We start from the raw sequence: 16,329 nt of genomic DNA on the forward strand, positions 1-16,329 counted from the left end.
AAAAGCTCGCTCTTATGCGAGCTTTTTTTTTAACTGTAAAGAAAAGAGGTGGCCATATGGCAGACCATTATTTTTCTAACGACCCTTCTAGTAAAAGTGATCGTAAACGATGGGAAGTTACACTTCGTGAATCTCGATTTACTTTTTTATCTGACCATGGGGTGTTCTCGAAAAACGAAGTGGACTTTGGTTCTCGTCTTTTAATTGAAGCGTTTCAAATGCCAGATGTTAAAGGTAATGTGTTAGACGTAGGATGTGGGTACGGTCCAATCGGTTTGTCGTTAGCGAAAGAGTTTCAAGATCGTGAAATTCACATGGTGGATGTGAATGAAAGGGCCTTGGGACTTGCAAAAGAAAATGCCGCTAATAACAGAATTGAAAATATACGTATTTTGCAAAGTAGTGTCTATGAAAATGTAGATGGCAAGTATGCTGTTATTCTATCTAATCCTCCAATTCGTGCTGGTAAAGATATCGTGCATGAGATTTTAGAAAAGGCTGTGGAGTATTTAGTTTCAGGTGGAGAATTGTGGATTGTTATTCAAAAGAAACAAGGTGCGCCATCTGCGATGAAAAAACTAGAAGAAGTATTTTCTGAAGTTGAAGTTGTAGAAAAGAAAAAAGGATATTATATCATAAAATCAAAAAAGCGTTGACGGTTATTTTTGGCTATGTTAACATTATACAATGCCAATATATGATTTTCTGCGTTGAGAAAGATGTATATTTTTGCTTCTCTTGGAAAAGATAGTAAAATCAGCAGATTATGAAACAGAATGATGGTTTTCTTATAGAAGCCATTTTTCTTTTTTGAGCAGGTAGAAAGACTCAACGTATCTATCTTTAAGAGAAAAAAACTACGCTAATAGCAGTAGTTGTATTTATTTGTGATTTTGCACAAATTTTTTTGTGCATTTATAATACTCATGATTTGAGGGGTGAAGCAGTTGACAGGTCAACTAGTTCAATACGGACGCCACCGCCAACGAAGAAGTTATGCCCGTATTAGTGAAGTATTAGAGTTACCAAATCTTATCGAAATTCAAACCTCTTCTTATCAGTGGTTTCTTGATGAGGGTTTGCGAGAAATGTTCCAAGACATTTCTCCGATCGAAGACTTTACGGGAAATCTATCGCTTGAATTTATCGACTACAGCTTGGGTGAACCTAAATACTCTGTAGAAGAATGCAAAGAGCGTGATGTGACGTATGCAGCACCACTTCGTGTAAAAGTGCGTCTAATCAACAAGGAAACTGGTGAAGTAAAAGAACAAGATGTGTTCATGGGAGATTTCCCACTCATGACAGAGACTGGAACATTCGTAATTAACGGTGCAGAACGTGTTATCGTTTCCCAGTTAGTTCGCTCTCCAAGCGTATACTATAGTGGCAAAGTGGATAAAAACGGAAAACGTGGTTTTACTGCTACTGTAATTCCAAACCGCGGAGCTTGGTTAGAGTATGAAACAGATGCTAAGGATGTTGTATATGTGCGTATTGACCGTACGCGTAAACTTCCTGTAACTGTTTTGTTACGCGCATTAGGGTTTGGCTCTGATCAAGAAATCACCGAGCTTTTAGGTGATAACGAATACTTAAGCAATACGTTAGAAAAAGACAACACAGATAGCACAGAGAAAGCATTGCTTGAAATTTATGAGCGTCTACGCCCTGGTGAACCACCAACAGTAGAAAATGCAAAGAGCTTACTTGTGTCTCGTTTCTTTGATCCGAAGCGCTACGATTTAGCAAATGTAGGTCGCTATAAGATCAACAAAAAGCTACACATTAAAAACAGATTGTTTAACCAACGTTTAGCTGAAACACTGGTGGATCCAGAAACTGGTGAAATTTTAGCGGCAGAAGGAACAGTCTTAGATCGTCGTACACTGGATCGCATTCTACCTTACTTAGAGAAAAACATTGGATTCAAAACAGCGAAACCAATGGGTGGAGTGGTAGCAGGCGATGTTGAGCTGCAATCTATTAAGATTTATGCTCCAGAATCAGAAGGCGAACGATCTATAAACGTAATTGGGAATGCAAATATTACTCGTGATATAAAACACATCACACCAGGTGATATTCTTGCTTCTATTAGCTACTTCTTTAACTTGCTATATAAAGTAGGGGATACAGATGATATTGACCACTTAGGAAATCGTCGTCTGCGTTCTGTAGGAGAGTTACTACAAAACCAATTCCGTATCGGTCTTTCTCGTATGGAACGTGTTGTTCGTGAGAGAATGTCGATTCAAGATACAAATGCAATTACACCACAAGCGTTAATTAACATTCGCCCGGTTATTGCATCTATTAAAGAGTTCTTCGGAAGTTCTCAGTTATCTCAGTTCATGGATCAAACAAACCCATTAGCAGAGTTAACTCACAAACGAAGACTATCTGCATTAGGACCCGGTGGTTTAACGCGTGAGCGCGCAGGCTTTGAAGTACGTGACGTTCACTACTCTCACTATGGTCGTATGTGTCCAATTGAAACGCCAGAGGGACCAAACATCGGTTTGATTAACTCATTATCTTCGTTTGCGAAAGTAAATGAGTTTGGTTTCATTGAAACGCCATACCGTCGTGTTGACCCAGAAACTGGTCTTGTAACAGGGCAGGTTGATTATTTAACAGCAGATGAAGAAGATAACTATGTTGTAGCCCAAGCGAATATGAAATTATCTGAAGTAGGGGAATTCCTTGATGAAGATATCGTAGCTCGTTTCCGTGGTGAAAACATTGTCACAAATAAAGAACGCATCGACTACATGGATGTATCTCCAAAACAAGTAGTGTCGGCAGCGACAGCTTGTATTCCGTTCTTAGAAAACGATGACTCTAACCGCGCACTTATGGGAGCGAACATGCAACGTCAGGCGGTTCCGTTAATAAATCCGGAATCTCCGATTGTAGGTACAGGTATGGAGTACGTATCAGCAAAAGACTCAGGTGCTGCAGTAATCTGTAAACAGCCTGGTGTTGTTGAGCGCGTAGAAGCACGTGAAGTTTGGGTACGTCGCTATGTAGACGTTGACGGTCAAACAGTAAAAGGCGACTTAGATCGCTACAAAATGCAAAAATTCATTCGTTCTAACCAAGGAACTTGCTACAACCAACGTCCAATCGTAAGTGTTGGAGACCAAGTTGTAAAAGGTGAAATCCTTGCGGATGGTCCTTCTATGGAACTAGGTGAACTGGCGCTTGGACGTAACGTGCTTGTTGGCTTTATGACATGGGACGGTTATAACTATGAGGATGCGATCATCATGAGTGAGCGCCTTGTAAAAGATGATGTGTACACTTCTATCCATATTGAAGAATATGAATCAGAAGCTCGTGATACGAAGCTTGGACCAGAAGAAATTACACGTGATATCCCGAATGTTGGAGAAGATGCACTTCGTAATCTTGACGAGCGCGGTATTATTCGCGTCGGTGCTGAAGTAAAAGATGGAGATCTACTTGTTGGTAAAGTAACGCCAAAAGGTGTAACAGAATTAACGGCAGAAGAACGTCTATTACATGCAATCTTCGGTGAAAAAGCACGTGAAGTACGTGATACATCACTACGTGTACCACACGGTGGTGGCGGTATTATCTTAGACGTAAAAGTGTTTAACCGTGAAGATGGCGATGAATTGCCACCAGGCGTGAATCAACTTGTACGTGCATATATCGTTCAAAAGCGTAAAATTTCTGAAGGTGACAAAATGGCCGGTCGTCATGGTAACAAAGGTGTTATCTCCCGTATTTTACCGGAAGAAGATATGCCTTACTTACCAGATGGTACGCCAATCGATATCATGTTAAACCCATTAGGGGTACCATCTCGTATGAATATCGGTCAGGTATTAGAGCTTCATCTTGGTATGGCAGCAAGATACCTTGGTATTCACATTGCAACACCGGTATTCGATGGTGCTCGTGAGGAAGATGTATGGGGCACAATTGAAGAAGCTGGTATGGCAAATGACGCGAAAACAATCCTGTATGACGGACGTACTGGTGAGCCATTCGATAACCGTGTATCTGTTGGTGTCATGTATATGATCAAACTTGCGCACATGGTTGACGATAAACTTCATGCTCGTTCTACTGGACCATACTCACTTGTAACGCAGCAACCTCTTGGAGGTAAAGCTCAGTTCGGTGGACAGCGTTTCGGTGAGATGGAGGTTTGGGCACTTGAAGCTTATGGTGCTGCTTATACTCTTCAAGAAATCTTAACAGTGAAGTCTGATGATGTTATTGGACGTGTTAAGACGTATGAAGCAATTGTTAAAGGTGAAAATGTTCCAGAACCAGGCGTTCCTGAATCATTCAAAGTATTGATTAAAGAACTGCAAAGTTTAGGTATGGACGTTAAAATGATGTCTATCAACGATACAGAAATTGAAATGCGTGATACGGAAGATGACGATGATCATCAATCAGCAGATAAATTGAATGTTGAAGTTGAGACAACTAAGGAATAATTGGGATAACCTGTAGACTAAAAGGGAGGTAGGCCCCTTGATAGATGTAAATAACTTTGAATATATGAAGATTGGACTTGCTTCACCTGACAAGATTCGTTCTTGGTCATACGGTGAAGTTAAGAAACCAGAAACAATTAACTATCGTACGTTAAAGCCTGAAAAAGATGGCTTGTTCTGTGAGCGTATTTTCGGACCACAAAAGGACTGGGAATGTCATTGCGGGAAATATAAACGTGTACGTTATAAAGGTGTAGTTTGTGATCGATGTGGCGTTGAAGTAACGCGTGCAAAAGTTCGTCGTGAACGTATGGGTCATATCGAATTAGCTGCTCCTGTATCTCATATTTGGTATTTCAAAGGTATCCCGAGCCGCATGGGACTTGTCTTAGACATGTCCCCTCGCGCGCTTGAAGAAGTAATTTATTTCGCTTCTTATGTTGTAACAGAAAGTGGAGATACACCACTTGATAAGAAGCAATTACTTTCTGAAAAAGAATACCGTGCATATCGTGATCGATATGGCAGTACATTCCATGCTGCTATGGGTGCAGAAGCGATTAAAAAATTACTGCAAGACATCGATTTAGATAAAGAAGTAGACTTCTTAAAAGAAGAATTAAAAACAGCACAAGGACAACGCCGTACTCGTGCTATTAAACGTCTAGAAGTATTAGAAGCATTCCGTAACTCTGGAAATCACCCATCTTGGATGATCTTAGAGGTTCTTCCAGTTATCCCACCAGAACTACGCCCAATGGTACAGTTAGATGGTGGACGTTTTGCTACTTCTGACTTAAACGACTTATATCGTCGTGTAATTAACCGTAACAACCGTTTAAAACGTCTATTGGACTTAGGTGCACCAAGCATTATCGTTCAAAACGAAAAACGTATGTTACAAGAAGCTGTAGACGCATTAATCGATAATGGTCGCCGTGGCCGTCCAGTTACTGGACCAGGTAACCGTCCATTAAAATCACTATCTCACATGCTTAAAGGTAAACAAGGACGTTTCCGTCAAAACTTATTAGGTAAACGTGTTGACTACTCTGGCCGTTCTGTAATCGTTGTAGGACCGAACTTAAAGATGTACCAATGTGGATTGCCGAAAGAAATGGCACTTGAATTGTTTAAACCTTTCGTTATGAAAGAGTTAGTTGGAAAAGGATTAGCACACAACATTAAGAGTGCTAAACGTAAAATCGAGCGTGTACACCCTGAAGTTTGGGACGTTTTAGAATCTGTGATCAAAGAGCATCCAGTACTTCTAAACCGCGCACCAACACTTCACCGTCTTGGTATCCAGGCGTTTGAACCTACACTAGTAGAAGGTCGTGCAATCCGTCTTCACCCACTTGTATGTACTGCATACAACGCGGACTTTGACGGTGACCAAATGGCGGTTCACGTTCCGTTATCATCAGAGGCACAAGCAGAAGCTCGTATCCTTATGTTAGCGGCACAAAACATCTTGAATCCAAAAGACGGAAAACCAGTTGTTACTCCATCTCAGGATATGGTATTAGGTAACTATTACTTAACACTTGAGCGCGAGGGTGCAATCGGTGAAGGTATGGTCTTCAAAGATGCAAACGAAGCAATACTTGCATACCAAAATGGATATGTACATCTGCACACACGTGTTGCAGTTGCTGCGAGTTCGGTAAATAATGTAACGTTTACTGAAGAGCAAAAGAGTAAGCTTCTATTAACAACAGTTGGTAAATTAATATTTAACGAAATCTTACCAGAGTCGTTCCCGTATATTAATGAACCAACAAACTCAAACCTTGAAAAAGAAACACCAGCGGAATATTTCGTTGAAAAAGGTGCGAACATTAAAGAAATTATTGCTAGTCGCGAAGAAGTGGCACCATTTAGCAAGAAAATCCTTGGTAATATTATTGCGGAAGTATTCAAACGTTTCCAAATTACAGAAACGTCTCGCATGCTTGACCGTATGAAAAACTTAGGATTTAAATACTCTACAAAAGCTGGTATTACAGTTGGGGTATCAGATATTCTTGTATTAGGTGAAAAAGATGAAATTCTCCATGAAGCACAAGCAAAAGTAGATAATGTAATTAAACAATTCCGTCGCGGTTTAATCACGGAAGAAGAACGTTACGATCGCGTTATCTCTATTTGGAGTAATGCAAAAGATGTTATCCAAGGAAAGCTGATGAAATCCTTGAATAAACGCAACCCAATCTTCATGATGAGTGATTCCGGTGCCCGTGGTAACGCATCGAACTTTACTCAGCTTGCTGGTATGCGTGGTCTGATGGCCAATCCATCTGGTCGTATCATTGAGCTTCCGATCAAATCGAGTTTCCGTGAAGGTTTAACAGTACTTGAGTACTTCATCTCTACGCATGGTGCGCGTAAAGGTCTTGCCGATACAGCACTTAAAACTGCCGATTCTGGTTACTTAACACGTCGTCTTGTAGACGTTGCACAAGATGTAATTGTTCGTCAAGATGATTGTGGAACAGATCGCGGTTTACTAATTGGTGCGATTAAAGAGGGTAATGAAGTTATTGAGTCACTATATGATCGTCTTGTTGGACGTTTTGCAAGAAAAACTGTAAAACATCCTGAAACAGGTGAAGTATTAGTTGTTGAAAATCAATTAATTACTGAAGATATTGCTCATATCGTTGAAAAGTCGGGTGTTGAAACTGTAAACATTCGTTCAGCGTTTACGTGTAATACTCGCCATGGTGTATGTAAGAAGTGTTACGGTCGTAACTTAGCAACTGGTACAGACGTAGAAGTAGGAGAAGCGGTAGGTATTATCGCAGCTCAATCTATCGGTGAGCCAGGTACACAGTTAACGATGCGTACGTTCCATACAGGTGGGGTTGCCGGGGATGATATCACACAAGGTTTACCTCGTATCCAAGAGATCTTCGAAGCTCGTAATCCGAAGGGTCAGGCAGTTATCAGTGAAATTGACGGTGTTATCGCAGCGATCAACGATGTTAAAGATCGCCAAGAAGTAGTTGTACAGGGTGAAGTTGAAGCTCGTACGTATGCTATTCCTTACGGTGCTCGTCTGAAAGTAACTCTAGGACAGCCAATTAGCCACGGTAAAGAGTTAACAGAAGGTTCTATTGATCCGAAGGAATTACTAAAAGTAACGGACATTACAGCAGTTCAAGAATACTTATTACGTGAAGTTCAAAAAGTATACCGTATGCAAGGGGTAGAAATTGGTGACAAACACGTAGAAGTAATGGTACGTCAAATGCTACGTAAAGTTCGTGTAAGTGATGCGGGTGAAACAGATGTATTACCAGGAACATTACTAGATATCCATCAGTTTACTGATGCGAATGCGAAGGTGTTACTGAAAGGTAAACAACCAGCAACGGCTAGACCGGTTCTACTTGGTATTACAAAAGCTTCACTTGAGACAGATTCGTTCTTATCTGCGGCGTCATTCCAAGAAACAACTCGTGTTCTAACAGATGCAGCAATTAAGGGTAAACGCGATGAGCTTCTAGGATTGAAAGAGAATGTTATTATCGGTAAGCTTGTTCCTGCTGGAACAGGTATGAATCGTTATCGCAAAGTGGATCTTGTAAAAACAACACAAGATAACATGAATGTAGAAAACGATGAAGTTTATGTGGAACAGTAAAATTTTCCGTCGTAAATTTTGTATAAAAACAGCTGATCCTAGTTGACATTGTATGAGACAAAATGTTACTATAATCAAGGTTGCTCCTGAACGATGCTTTGGAGGATATTTAAATGTCTTATCAAAAAGTGTCAAATGCTGAAAATGTAGTCGTTGGTCATAAACGAACATTGGAAGCAATCAAAAATGGTATAGTTAAAGAAGTTGTTATTGCGGAAGATGCTGATGTGCGGTTAACCCATGTTATCATTCGTACTGCCTTGCAACATAACATACCCATAACCAAAGTTGAATCAGTTCGTAAGCTTGGAAAAGTTTCGGGGATTCAAGTGGGAGCTTCAGCAATAGGAATAATAAGTTAAAACTGTTTTTGTGAGGAGAGAGCATTTGCTCTTCCTTGCAAAAACTTTGTTTTCAACTAATAATGAACCACCTGGATATGTGGTCATACAAACATGCGAAGGGAGGATAATCAAATGCCTACTATTAACCAATTAGTGAGAAATGGTCGTACTGATAAAGTATGGAAGTCTAAATCACCTGCGTTAAACAAAGGTTTTAATTCTTTAAAGAAAAAATCAACTGATATCTCTGCACCTCAAAAACGTGGTGTGTGTACTCGTGTTGGTACAATGACTCCGAAGAAACCTAACTCAGCGTTACGTAAATACGCTCGTGTACGTTTAACAAATGGTATTGAAGTTACAGCTTACATCCCAGGTATCGGTCATAACCTACAAGAGCATAGCGTAGTATTAATTCGCGGTGGTCGAGTAAAGGATTTACCAGGGGTACGTTACCACATCGTTCGTGGTGCGCTTGATACAGCTGGTGTTGACAAACGTATGCAAGGACGTTCTAAATATGGTACTAAGCGACCAAAACCTGCTAAAAAATAATAAATTTATAATGAAAGGAGGAACTCAATATGCCTCGTAAAGGACCTGTTGCGAAACGTGACGTGTTACCAGATCCAATGTACAATTCTAAGCTTGTAACACGCCTAATCAACAAAATGATGGTTGACGGTAAAAAAGGTAAATCTCAAACAATTCTTTATAACGCTTTCGAGATCGTTCGTGAACGTTCAGATAAAGAACCAATGGAAGTATTCGAGCAAGCTCTTAAGAACATCATGCCTGTTCTTGAAGTACGCGCTCGTCGTGTTGGTGGTGCTAACTACCAAGTTCCAGTTGAGGTTCGTCCAGAACGCCGTACAACTTTAGGTCTTCGCTGGTTAGTAAACTATGCTCGTCTTCGTGGTGAAAAAACTATGGAAGAGCGTCTAGCTTACGAAATCTTAGATGCATCTAACAACGCTGGTGCAGCTGTTAAGAAACGTGAAGATACTCATAAAATGGCAGAAGCTAACAAAGCATTTGCTCATTACCGTTGGTAGGATTCAACGTAAAATAAATGTAAGCATAAACCGCTTTATTTGTCGCTTATGGAAGTGTGGAGAGGGAGAATGCCTCTCCCTTTCGTTGGGCGCTCGTTTTACATAATGAGGGTACTGGACACTGGCATATGTAACAATATAAAGTGGCTTTTTTGCTACTTAAAATAAAATAATCCAATCCATATATGGAAGGAGCAAGACACCAAATGACTAGAGAGTTCTCTTTAGAAAACACTCGTAATATTGGTATCATGGCTCACATCGATGCTGGTAAAACAACAGCAACTGAGCGTATTCTGTATTACACAGGACGTATTCATAAAATCGGTGAAACTCATGAAGGTGCATCTCAGATGGACTGGATGGAGCAAGAGCAAGAACGTGGTATCACAATTACTTCTGCTGCAACTACAGCACAATGGAAAGGTCACCGTGTAAATATCATTGACACTCCAGGACACGTAGATTTCACAGTAGAAGTAGAACGTTCTTTACGCGTACTTGATGGCGCAGTAGCAGTACTTGATGCACAATCTGGTGTAGAACCACAAACAGAAACTGTTTGGCGTCAGGCTACTACTTATGGTGTACCTCGTATCGTATTCGTTAACAAAATGGATAAGATTGGTGCAGATTTCTTATACTCTGTAGGAACAATCCACGATCGTTTACAAGCAAACGCACATCCAATTCAGTTACCAATCGGTGCTGAAGACGAGTTCAATGGTATTATTGACCTTGTTGAAGAGTGTGCTTACATGTACAGTAACGATTTAGGAACAGACATCGAGCGTGTTGAAATTCCTAAAGAGCACAAAGAATTAGCTGAAGAATACCGTGGAAAACTTATTGAAGCGGTAGCTGAGCTTGATGAAGAAATGATGATGAAGTACCTAGAAGGTGAAGAAATCACTGTAGAAGAGCTTAAAGCGGGTATCCGTAAGGCTACAACTTCTGTTGAATTCTTCCCAGTAATCTGTGGTTCTGCATTCAAAAATAAAGGTGTTCAAATTCTGTTAGACGCAGTTATTGACTACCTACCATCTCCATTAGATGTACCCGCTATTAAAGGTACTCTTCCGGATACGGAGGAAGCTATCGAGCGTAAGTCTAGCGATGAAGAACCATTCGCAGCTCTAGCATTCAAAATCATGACTGACCCTTATGTTGGTAAGTTAACGTTCTTCCGTGTGTACTCTGGTGTGTTAAACTCTGGATCATACGTGAAAAACTCAACTAAAGGTAAGCGTGAGCGTGTAGGTCGTATCCTACAAATGCACGCTAACAGCCGTGAAGAGATTTCAACAGTTTACGCTGGTGATATCGCTGCTGCTGTAGGTTTAAAAGATACTACTACTGGTGATACTCTTTGTGATGAGAAGAGTCTTGTTATCCTTGAGTCTATGGAATTCCCAGAACCAGTTATCTCTGTAGCTATCGAACCAAAATCTAAAGCTGACCAAGATAAAATGGGTACAGCATTATCTAAGCTTTCTGAAGAAGATCCAACATTCCGTGCTCACACTGACCAAGAAACTGGCCAAACAATCATCGCTGGTATGGGTGAACTTCACCTTGATATCATTGTTGACCGTATGCGCCGTGAATTCAAAGTGGAAGCAAACGTTGGTGCTCCTCAGGTAGCATACCGTGAGACTTTCCGCGCTGCTGCGAAAGTTGAAGGTAAGTTCGCTCGTCAATCTGGTGGTCGTGGACAATTCGGTCACGTTTGGATTGAGTTTGAACCTAATGAAGAAGGTAAAGGATTCGAATTCCAAAACAAGGTTGTCGGTGGTGTAGTTCCACGTGAATACATCCCAGCTGTTGGAGCGGGTCTTGAAGACGCACTTAAAAATGGTGTACTAGCTGGTTATCCACTAGTTGATATTAAAGCTGCGTTAGTTGACGGATCTTACCATGATGTCGATTCATCTGAGATGGCGTTCAAAATCGCTGCATCTATGGCGCTTAAAGCTGCGGTTTCTAAATGTAGCCCAGTAATTCTTGAGCCAATGATGAAAGTTGAAGTTGTAATTCCTGAAGAGTACATGGGTGACATTATGGGCGACGTAACATCTCGTCGTGGACGTGTAGAAGGTATGGAAGCTCGCGGTAACGCACAAGTTGTTCGCGCTATGGTTCCACTTTCTGAAATGTTCGGTTATGCAACAGCATTACGTTCTAACACTCAAGGACGCGGAACATTCTCAATGACATTTGATCATTATGAAGAAGTACCGAAGTCTGTTTCTGAAGAAATTATTAAAAAAAATAAAGGTGAATAATTGATTTTTATCGATTGTTCAAGTATAACTACTTATGTAAGCTTAGAAAGTGAGACGCAAGTTTCACTTTCTAGTCTAAATATAAAATAACCTATATAAACTAAGGAGGAATTTAGAATGGCTAAAGCTAAATTCGAACGTTCTAAACCCCATGTTAACATCGGTACAATCGGCCACGTTGACCATGGTAAAACTACATTAACTGCTGCGATCACTACAGTTCTTGCAAAAGCTGGTGGTGCTGAAGCACGCGGATACGATCAAATCGACGCTGCTCCAGAAGAAAGAGAGCGCGGAATCACAATCTCAACTGCACACGTTGAGTACGAAACTGAAACTCGTCACTATGCACACGTTGACTGCCCAGGTCATGCTGACTATGTTAAAAACATGATCACTGGTGCTGCTCAAATGGACGGCGGTATCTTAGTAGTATCTGCTGCTGATGGTCCAATGCCTCAAACACGTGAGCACATCCTTCTTTCTCGTCAAGTAGGTGTTCCTTACATCGTTGTATTCTTAAACAAATGCGACATGGTAGATGACGAAGAATTATTAGAATTAGTAGAAATGGAAGTTCGCGACCTATTATCTGAATACGGATTCCCAGGCGACGATATTCCTGTAATTAAAGGTTCTGCTCTTAAAGCTCTTCAAGGAGAAGCTGAGTGGGAAGAAAAAATCATCGAATTAATGACTGAAGTTGATGCTTACATCCCAACTCCAGAACGTGAAACTGACAAACCATTCTTAATGCCTATCGAGGATGTATTCTCTATCACAGGTCGTGGTACAGTTGCAACTGGTCGTGTTGAGCGTGGAATCGTTAAAGTTGGTGACGTAGTAGAAATCATCGGTCTTGCTGAAGAGAATGCTACTACAACTGTAACTGGTGTAGAAATGTTCCGTAAGCTTCTTGACCAAGCTCAAGCTGGAGACAACATCGGTGCTCTACTTCGTGGGGTTGCTCGTGAAGACATCCAACGTGGACAAGTTCTTGCTAAAACTGGCTCTGTAAAAGCACACGCTAAATTCAAAGCTGAGGTTTTCGTATTATCTAAAGAAGAAGGTGGACGTCACACTCCATTCTTCGCTAACTACCGTCCACAGTTCTACTTCCGTACAACTGACGTAACTGGTATCATCCAATTGCCAGAAGGTACTGAAATGGTAATGCCTGGTGACAACATCGAAATGACTATCGAACTTATCGCTCCAATCGCTATCGAAGAGGGAACTAAATTCTCTATTCGTGAAGGTGGACGTACAGTAGGTTACGGTGTAGTTGCTACAATCGTTGCTGAGTAGTCTTTAATTAGATTATTAAAAACTCAAGGGATTCTCCCTTGAGTTTTTTTTATTGCTTATTACTATAGAAGAAAGAGATGCGTTTTCTATTTTTGGATGAGTTTCTTCTATAGTATATAAAACGAAAACAACACCCAAAAACTGTAAGGTGAATAAGAGTAGATGAAAACTTGATATTCTTTAAAGTGCCATGTATAATAGCAAAAGTAGAGAAAAGCAGATGTGAACAAAAAGATGCTTGCATCTAGACGAATAACATTGTATAATAGACAATGTTGGTCTTTGACTGCGATGAAGTGGAAGGTTGCTGACACACCCGGCCGCTTTGCCATGGCATGGTGTGGGGAAATTTCCATGGAGAAGGTCTATTTTAGAAATAGGCGAACGAAGGAGGGAAAATAATGGCAAAAGAAAAAATTCGTATCCGTTTAAAAGCTTATGATCACCGTATTCTTGATCAATCAGCTGAGAAAATTGTAGAAACAGCTAAGCGTTCTGGGGCAACAGTTTCTGGTCCGATCCCATTACCAACTGAGAAGACTATTTACACAATTCTTCGTGCTGTTCATAAGTACAAAGATTCTCGTGAACAATTCGAAATGCGCACGCACAAACGTCTAATCGACATCGTGAGTCCTACTCCGCAAACAGTAGATTCATTAATGCGTTTAGATCTACCATCTGGTGTAGATATCGAAATCAAATTATAATTCATATAACTTAAAAATGTAGGAGGTGTAACTCATGACCAAAGGAATCTTAGGAAGAAAGATCGGTATGACTCAAGTATTTGCTGAGAACGGTGAGTTAATCCCAGTAACGGTAATCGCTGCTAATCCAAACGTTGTTCTTCAAAAGAAAACAACTGAAACTGATGGCTACAACGCAATTCAGTTAGGATTTGAAGATAAACGTGAAAAGTTAACTAACAAACCTGAACAAGGCCACACTGCTAAAGCATCTACAACTCCTAAGCGCTTCATTCGCGAAATCCGCGATGCAGACGTGGACGGATTAGAGGTTGGTCAAGAGGTAAAAGTTGAAGTTTTCGCTGCAGGTGAAATCGTTGACGTAACAGGAATTTCTAAAGGTAAAGGTTTCCAAGGTGTTATTAAACGCCACGGACAATCTCGCGGACCTATGTCTCATGGTTCTCGCTATCACCGTCGTCCAGGTTCAATGGGGCCAGTTGCTCCGAACCGTGTATTCAAAGGCAAAAAACTTGCTGGACGTATGGGTGGAGACCAAGTTACTATCCAAAACTTAGAAATCGTTCAAGTTGACACTGAGCGCAACTTATTACTAGTAAAAGGTAACGTTCCAGGTGCTAAGAAATCTCTTGTAGTTGTTCAAGGCGCTGTGAAGGTTAGCAAATAATTCACAATAGGAAGGAGGAATTCCAATGCCAAAAGTTACTGTATATAACCAAACTGGTTCACAGGTTGGTGAAATCGAATTAGCTGAAGCTATTTTCGGTATCGAACCAAATGAAGCTGTACTATTTGAAGCTGTAATGATGCAACGTGCATCTTTACGTCAAGGTACACACAAAGTAAAAACTCGCTCTGAAGTTCGCGGTGGTGGTCGTAAACCATGGCGTCAAAAAGGAACTGGACGTGCTCGTCAAGGTTCTATCCGCTCTCCTCAATGGCGTGGTGGTGGTACGGTATTCGGACCTACACCAAGAAGCTATGCGTACAAACTTCCTAAGAAAGTTCGTCGTTTAGCAATCAAATCTGCATTAGCTACTAAAGTAGTTGAGAACAACATTGTAGTTCTTGAGGACCTAGTGTTAAATGCACCAAAAACAAAAGACATGGTAGCAGTACTTAAAGGATTAACTGTTGAGAAGAAAGCTCTTATCGTAACTGCTGATGCAAACGAATCTGTAGAGTTATCTGCTCGCAATATCCCTGGAGTAACAGTAATCACTGCTGATGGCGTAAACGTGCTAGATGTGCTTCATCATGATAAGCTAATCATGACAAAAGCGGCAGTGGAAAAAGTAGAGGAGGTGCTTGCATAATGAGAGATCCTCGTGATATCATTAAGCGCCCAGTTATCACTGAACGTTCTATGGAAATGATGGCTGAAAAAAAATACACGTTCGACGTGGACGTTAAATCTAATAAAACAGAGGTTAAAGACGCTATAGAAGCGATCTTTGGTGTTAATGTAGACAAAGTAAATATCATGAACTACAAGCCGAAAGCAAAACGTGTTGGTCGTCACGCTGGTTTTACTAGCCGTCGTCGTAAAGCAATCGTTAAGCTAACTGCTGACAGCAAAGAAATCGAAATCTTCCAAGGCGTTTAATTCTTACTAAAGAAGGAGGGAAATTGAGATGGGAATTAAAAAGTATAATCCAACTACTAACGGTCGTCGTAACATGACTACGAATGATTTCGCTGAAATCACGACCGACAGACCGGAAAAGTCTTTACTTGCTCCTTTAAGCAAAAAGGCTGGTCGTAATAACCAAGGTAAAATTACTGTACGTCATCAAGGTGGCGGACATAAGCGTCAATACCGTATCATCGACTTTAAGCGTAACAAAGATGGAATTCCAGGACGCGTTGCTACGATCGAATATGATCCAAACCGCTCTGCGAATATCGCATTAATTAATTACGTTGACGGTGAAAAACGTTACATTCTTGCTCCTAAAACTTTAGAAGTAGGTATGGAAGTTATGTCTGGTCCTGAATCTGACATTAAAATCGGTAACGCATTACCATTAATCAACATTCCAGTAGGTACTGTTGTTCATAACATCGAGCTTAAGCCTGGTCGTGGCGGACAATTAGTTCGTTCTGCTGGTACATCTGCTCAAGTACTTGGTAAAGAAGGAAAATACGTACTTGTACGTTTAACTTCTGGTGAAGTACGTTTAGTATTATCTGCTTGTCGCGCTTCAATCGGTCAAGTTGGTAACGAACAACACGAACTTATCAAAATCGGTAAAGCAGGTCGCTCTCGCTGGTTAGGTAAGCGCCCAACAGTTCGTGGTTCTGTAATGAACCCGGTTGATCACCCACACGGTGGTGGTGAAGGTCGCTCTCCAATCGGACGTAAGTCTCCAATGTCTCCATGGGGTAAACCAACTCTTGGATTCAAGACTCGTAAGAAAAACAAAGCGTCTGATAAATTTATCGTTCGTCGTCGTAAAAAATAATGGGATTGTAGTACGGTTCGCTTCAAGAACCG

Annotated in this window: 13 protein-coding genes; all 13 read left to right on the forward strand. The window is 40.8% G+C overall.

Annotated features, from left to right (window positions below; all coding sequences use genetic code 11):
• Positions 1-56 precede the first annotated feature (56 nt).
• The 13 genes from QCI77_RS00625 to rplB all read left to right on the forward strand — a co-directional run bounded on the left by QCI77_RS00625 (position 57) and on the right by rplB (position 16,297).
• Positions 57-656, forward strand: a complete 600-nt coding sequence (locus QCI77_RS00625) for a class I SAM-dependent methyltransferase (RefSeq protein ID WP_113770692.1) — start codon at positions 57-59, stop codon at positions 654-656.
• A 291-nt stretch (positions 657-947) separates the two neighbouring features.
• On the forward strand, positions 948-4,481 hold the full coding sequence (gene rpoB / locus QCI77_RS00630; RefSeq protein WP_002113316.1) for a DNA-directed RNA polymerase subunit beta: 3,534 nt from the start codon (positions 948-950) through the stop codon (positions 4,479-4,481).
• Between the two features lie 37 nt (positions 4,482-4,518).
• Positions 4,519-8,130 carry a DNA-directed RNA polymerase subunit beta' gene (rpoC, locus tag QCI77_RS00635; RefSeq protein ID WP_002009783.1) on the forward strand — a complete coding sequence of 1,204 codons (3,612 nt, stop codon included), beginning with the start codon at positions 4,519-4,521 and terminating at the stop codon, positions 8,128-8,130.
• Between the two features lie 113 nt (positions 8,131-8,243).
• Positions 8,244-8,492, forward strand: coding sequence for a 50S ribosomal protein L7ae-like protein (locus tag QCI77_RS00640; protein ID WP_000121833.1), 249 nt, complete (start codon positions 8,244-8,246; stop codon positions 8,490-8,492).
• A gap of 114 nt (positions 8,493-8,606) precedes the next feature.
• On the forward strand, positions 8,607-9,029 hold the full coding sequence (gene rpsL, locus QCI77_RS00645) for a 30S ribosomal protein S12 (RefSeq protein ID WP_001142341.1): 423 nt from the start codon (positions 8,607-8,609) through the stop codon (positions 9,027-9,029).
• 29 nt (positions 9,030-9,058) lie between these two features.
• A complete protein-coding gene (gene rpsG / locus QCI77_RS00650) occupies positions 9,059-9,529 on the forward strand; it encodes a 30S ribosomal protein S7 (RefSeq protein WP_002063416.1) in 471 nt (156 codons plus the stop codon).
• Positions 9,530-9,735: 206 nt separating this feature from the next.
• The gene (fusA, locus tag QCI77_RS00655; protein ID WP_113770693.1) at positions 9,736-11,814 is read left to right on the forward strand and encodes an elongation factor G; all 2,079 of its coding nucleotides are present in this window, start codon (positions 9,736-9,738) and stop codon (positions 11,812-11,814) included.
• Between the two features lie 117 nt (positions 11,815-11,931).
• Positions 11,932-13,122, forward strand: a complete 1,191-nt coding sequence (gene tuf / locus QCI77_RS00660) for an elongation factor Tu (protein ID WP_002009778.1) — start codon at positions 11,932-11,934, stop codon at positions 13,120-13,122.
• Between the two features lie 401 nt (positions 13,123-13,523).
• Positions 13,524-13,832, forward strand: coding sequence for a 30S ribosomal protein S10 (gene rpsJ / locus QCI77_RS00665; RefSeq protein ID WP_001040595.1), 309 nt, complete (start codon positions 13,524-13,526; stop codon positions 13,830-13,832).
• Between the two features lie 34 nt (positions 13,833-13,866).
• Positions 13,867-14,499, forward strand: coding sequence for a 50S ribosomal protein L3 (rplC, locus tag QCI77_RS00670; RefSeq protein ID WP_000160209.1), 633 nt, complete (start codon positions 13,867-13,869; stop codon positions 14,497-14,499).
• A gap of 25 nt (positions 14,500-14,524) precedes the next feature.
• Positions 14,525-15,148 carry a 50S ribosomal protein L4 gene (rplD, locus tag QCI77_RS00675; RefSeq protein WP_001127261.1) on the forward strand — a complete coding sequence of 208 codons (624 nt, stop codon included), beginning with the start codon at positions 14,525-14,527 and terminating at the stop codon, positions 15,146-15,148.
• Positions 15,148-15,438 carry a 50S ribosomal protein L23 gene (rplW, locus tag QCI77_RS00680; protein WP_001205557.1) on the forward strand — a complete coding sequence of 97 codons (291 nt, stop codon included), beginning with the start codon at positions 15,148-15,150 and terminating at the stop codon, positions 15,436-15,438. Before rplD ends, rplW begins: the two co-directional genes overlap by 1 nt.
• 28 nt (positions 15,439-15,466) lie before the next feature.
• Positions 15,467-16,297 carry a 50S ribosomal protein L2 gene (rplB, locus tag QCI77_RS00685; RefSeq protein ID WP_002063418.1) on the forward strand — a complete coding sequence of 277 codons (831 nt, stop codon included), beginning with the start codon at positions 15,467-15,469 and terminating at the stop codon, positions 16,295-16,297.
• Positions 16,298-16,329: the final 32 nt, after the last annotated feature.

Origin of the sequence: Bacillus cereus group sp. MG9 (assembly GCF_040459995.1) — a bacterium.
Lineage (GTDB): Bacteria > Bacillota > Bacilli > Bacillales > Bacillaceae_G > Bacillus_A > Bacillus_A mycoides.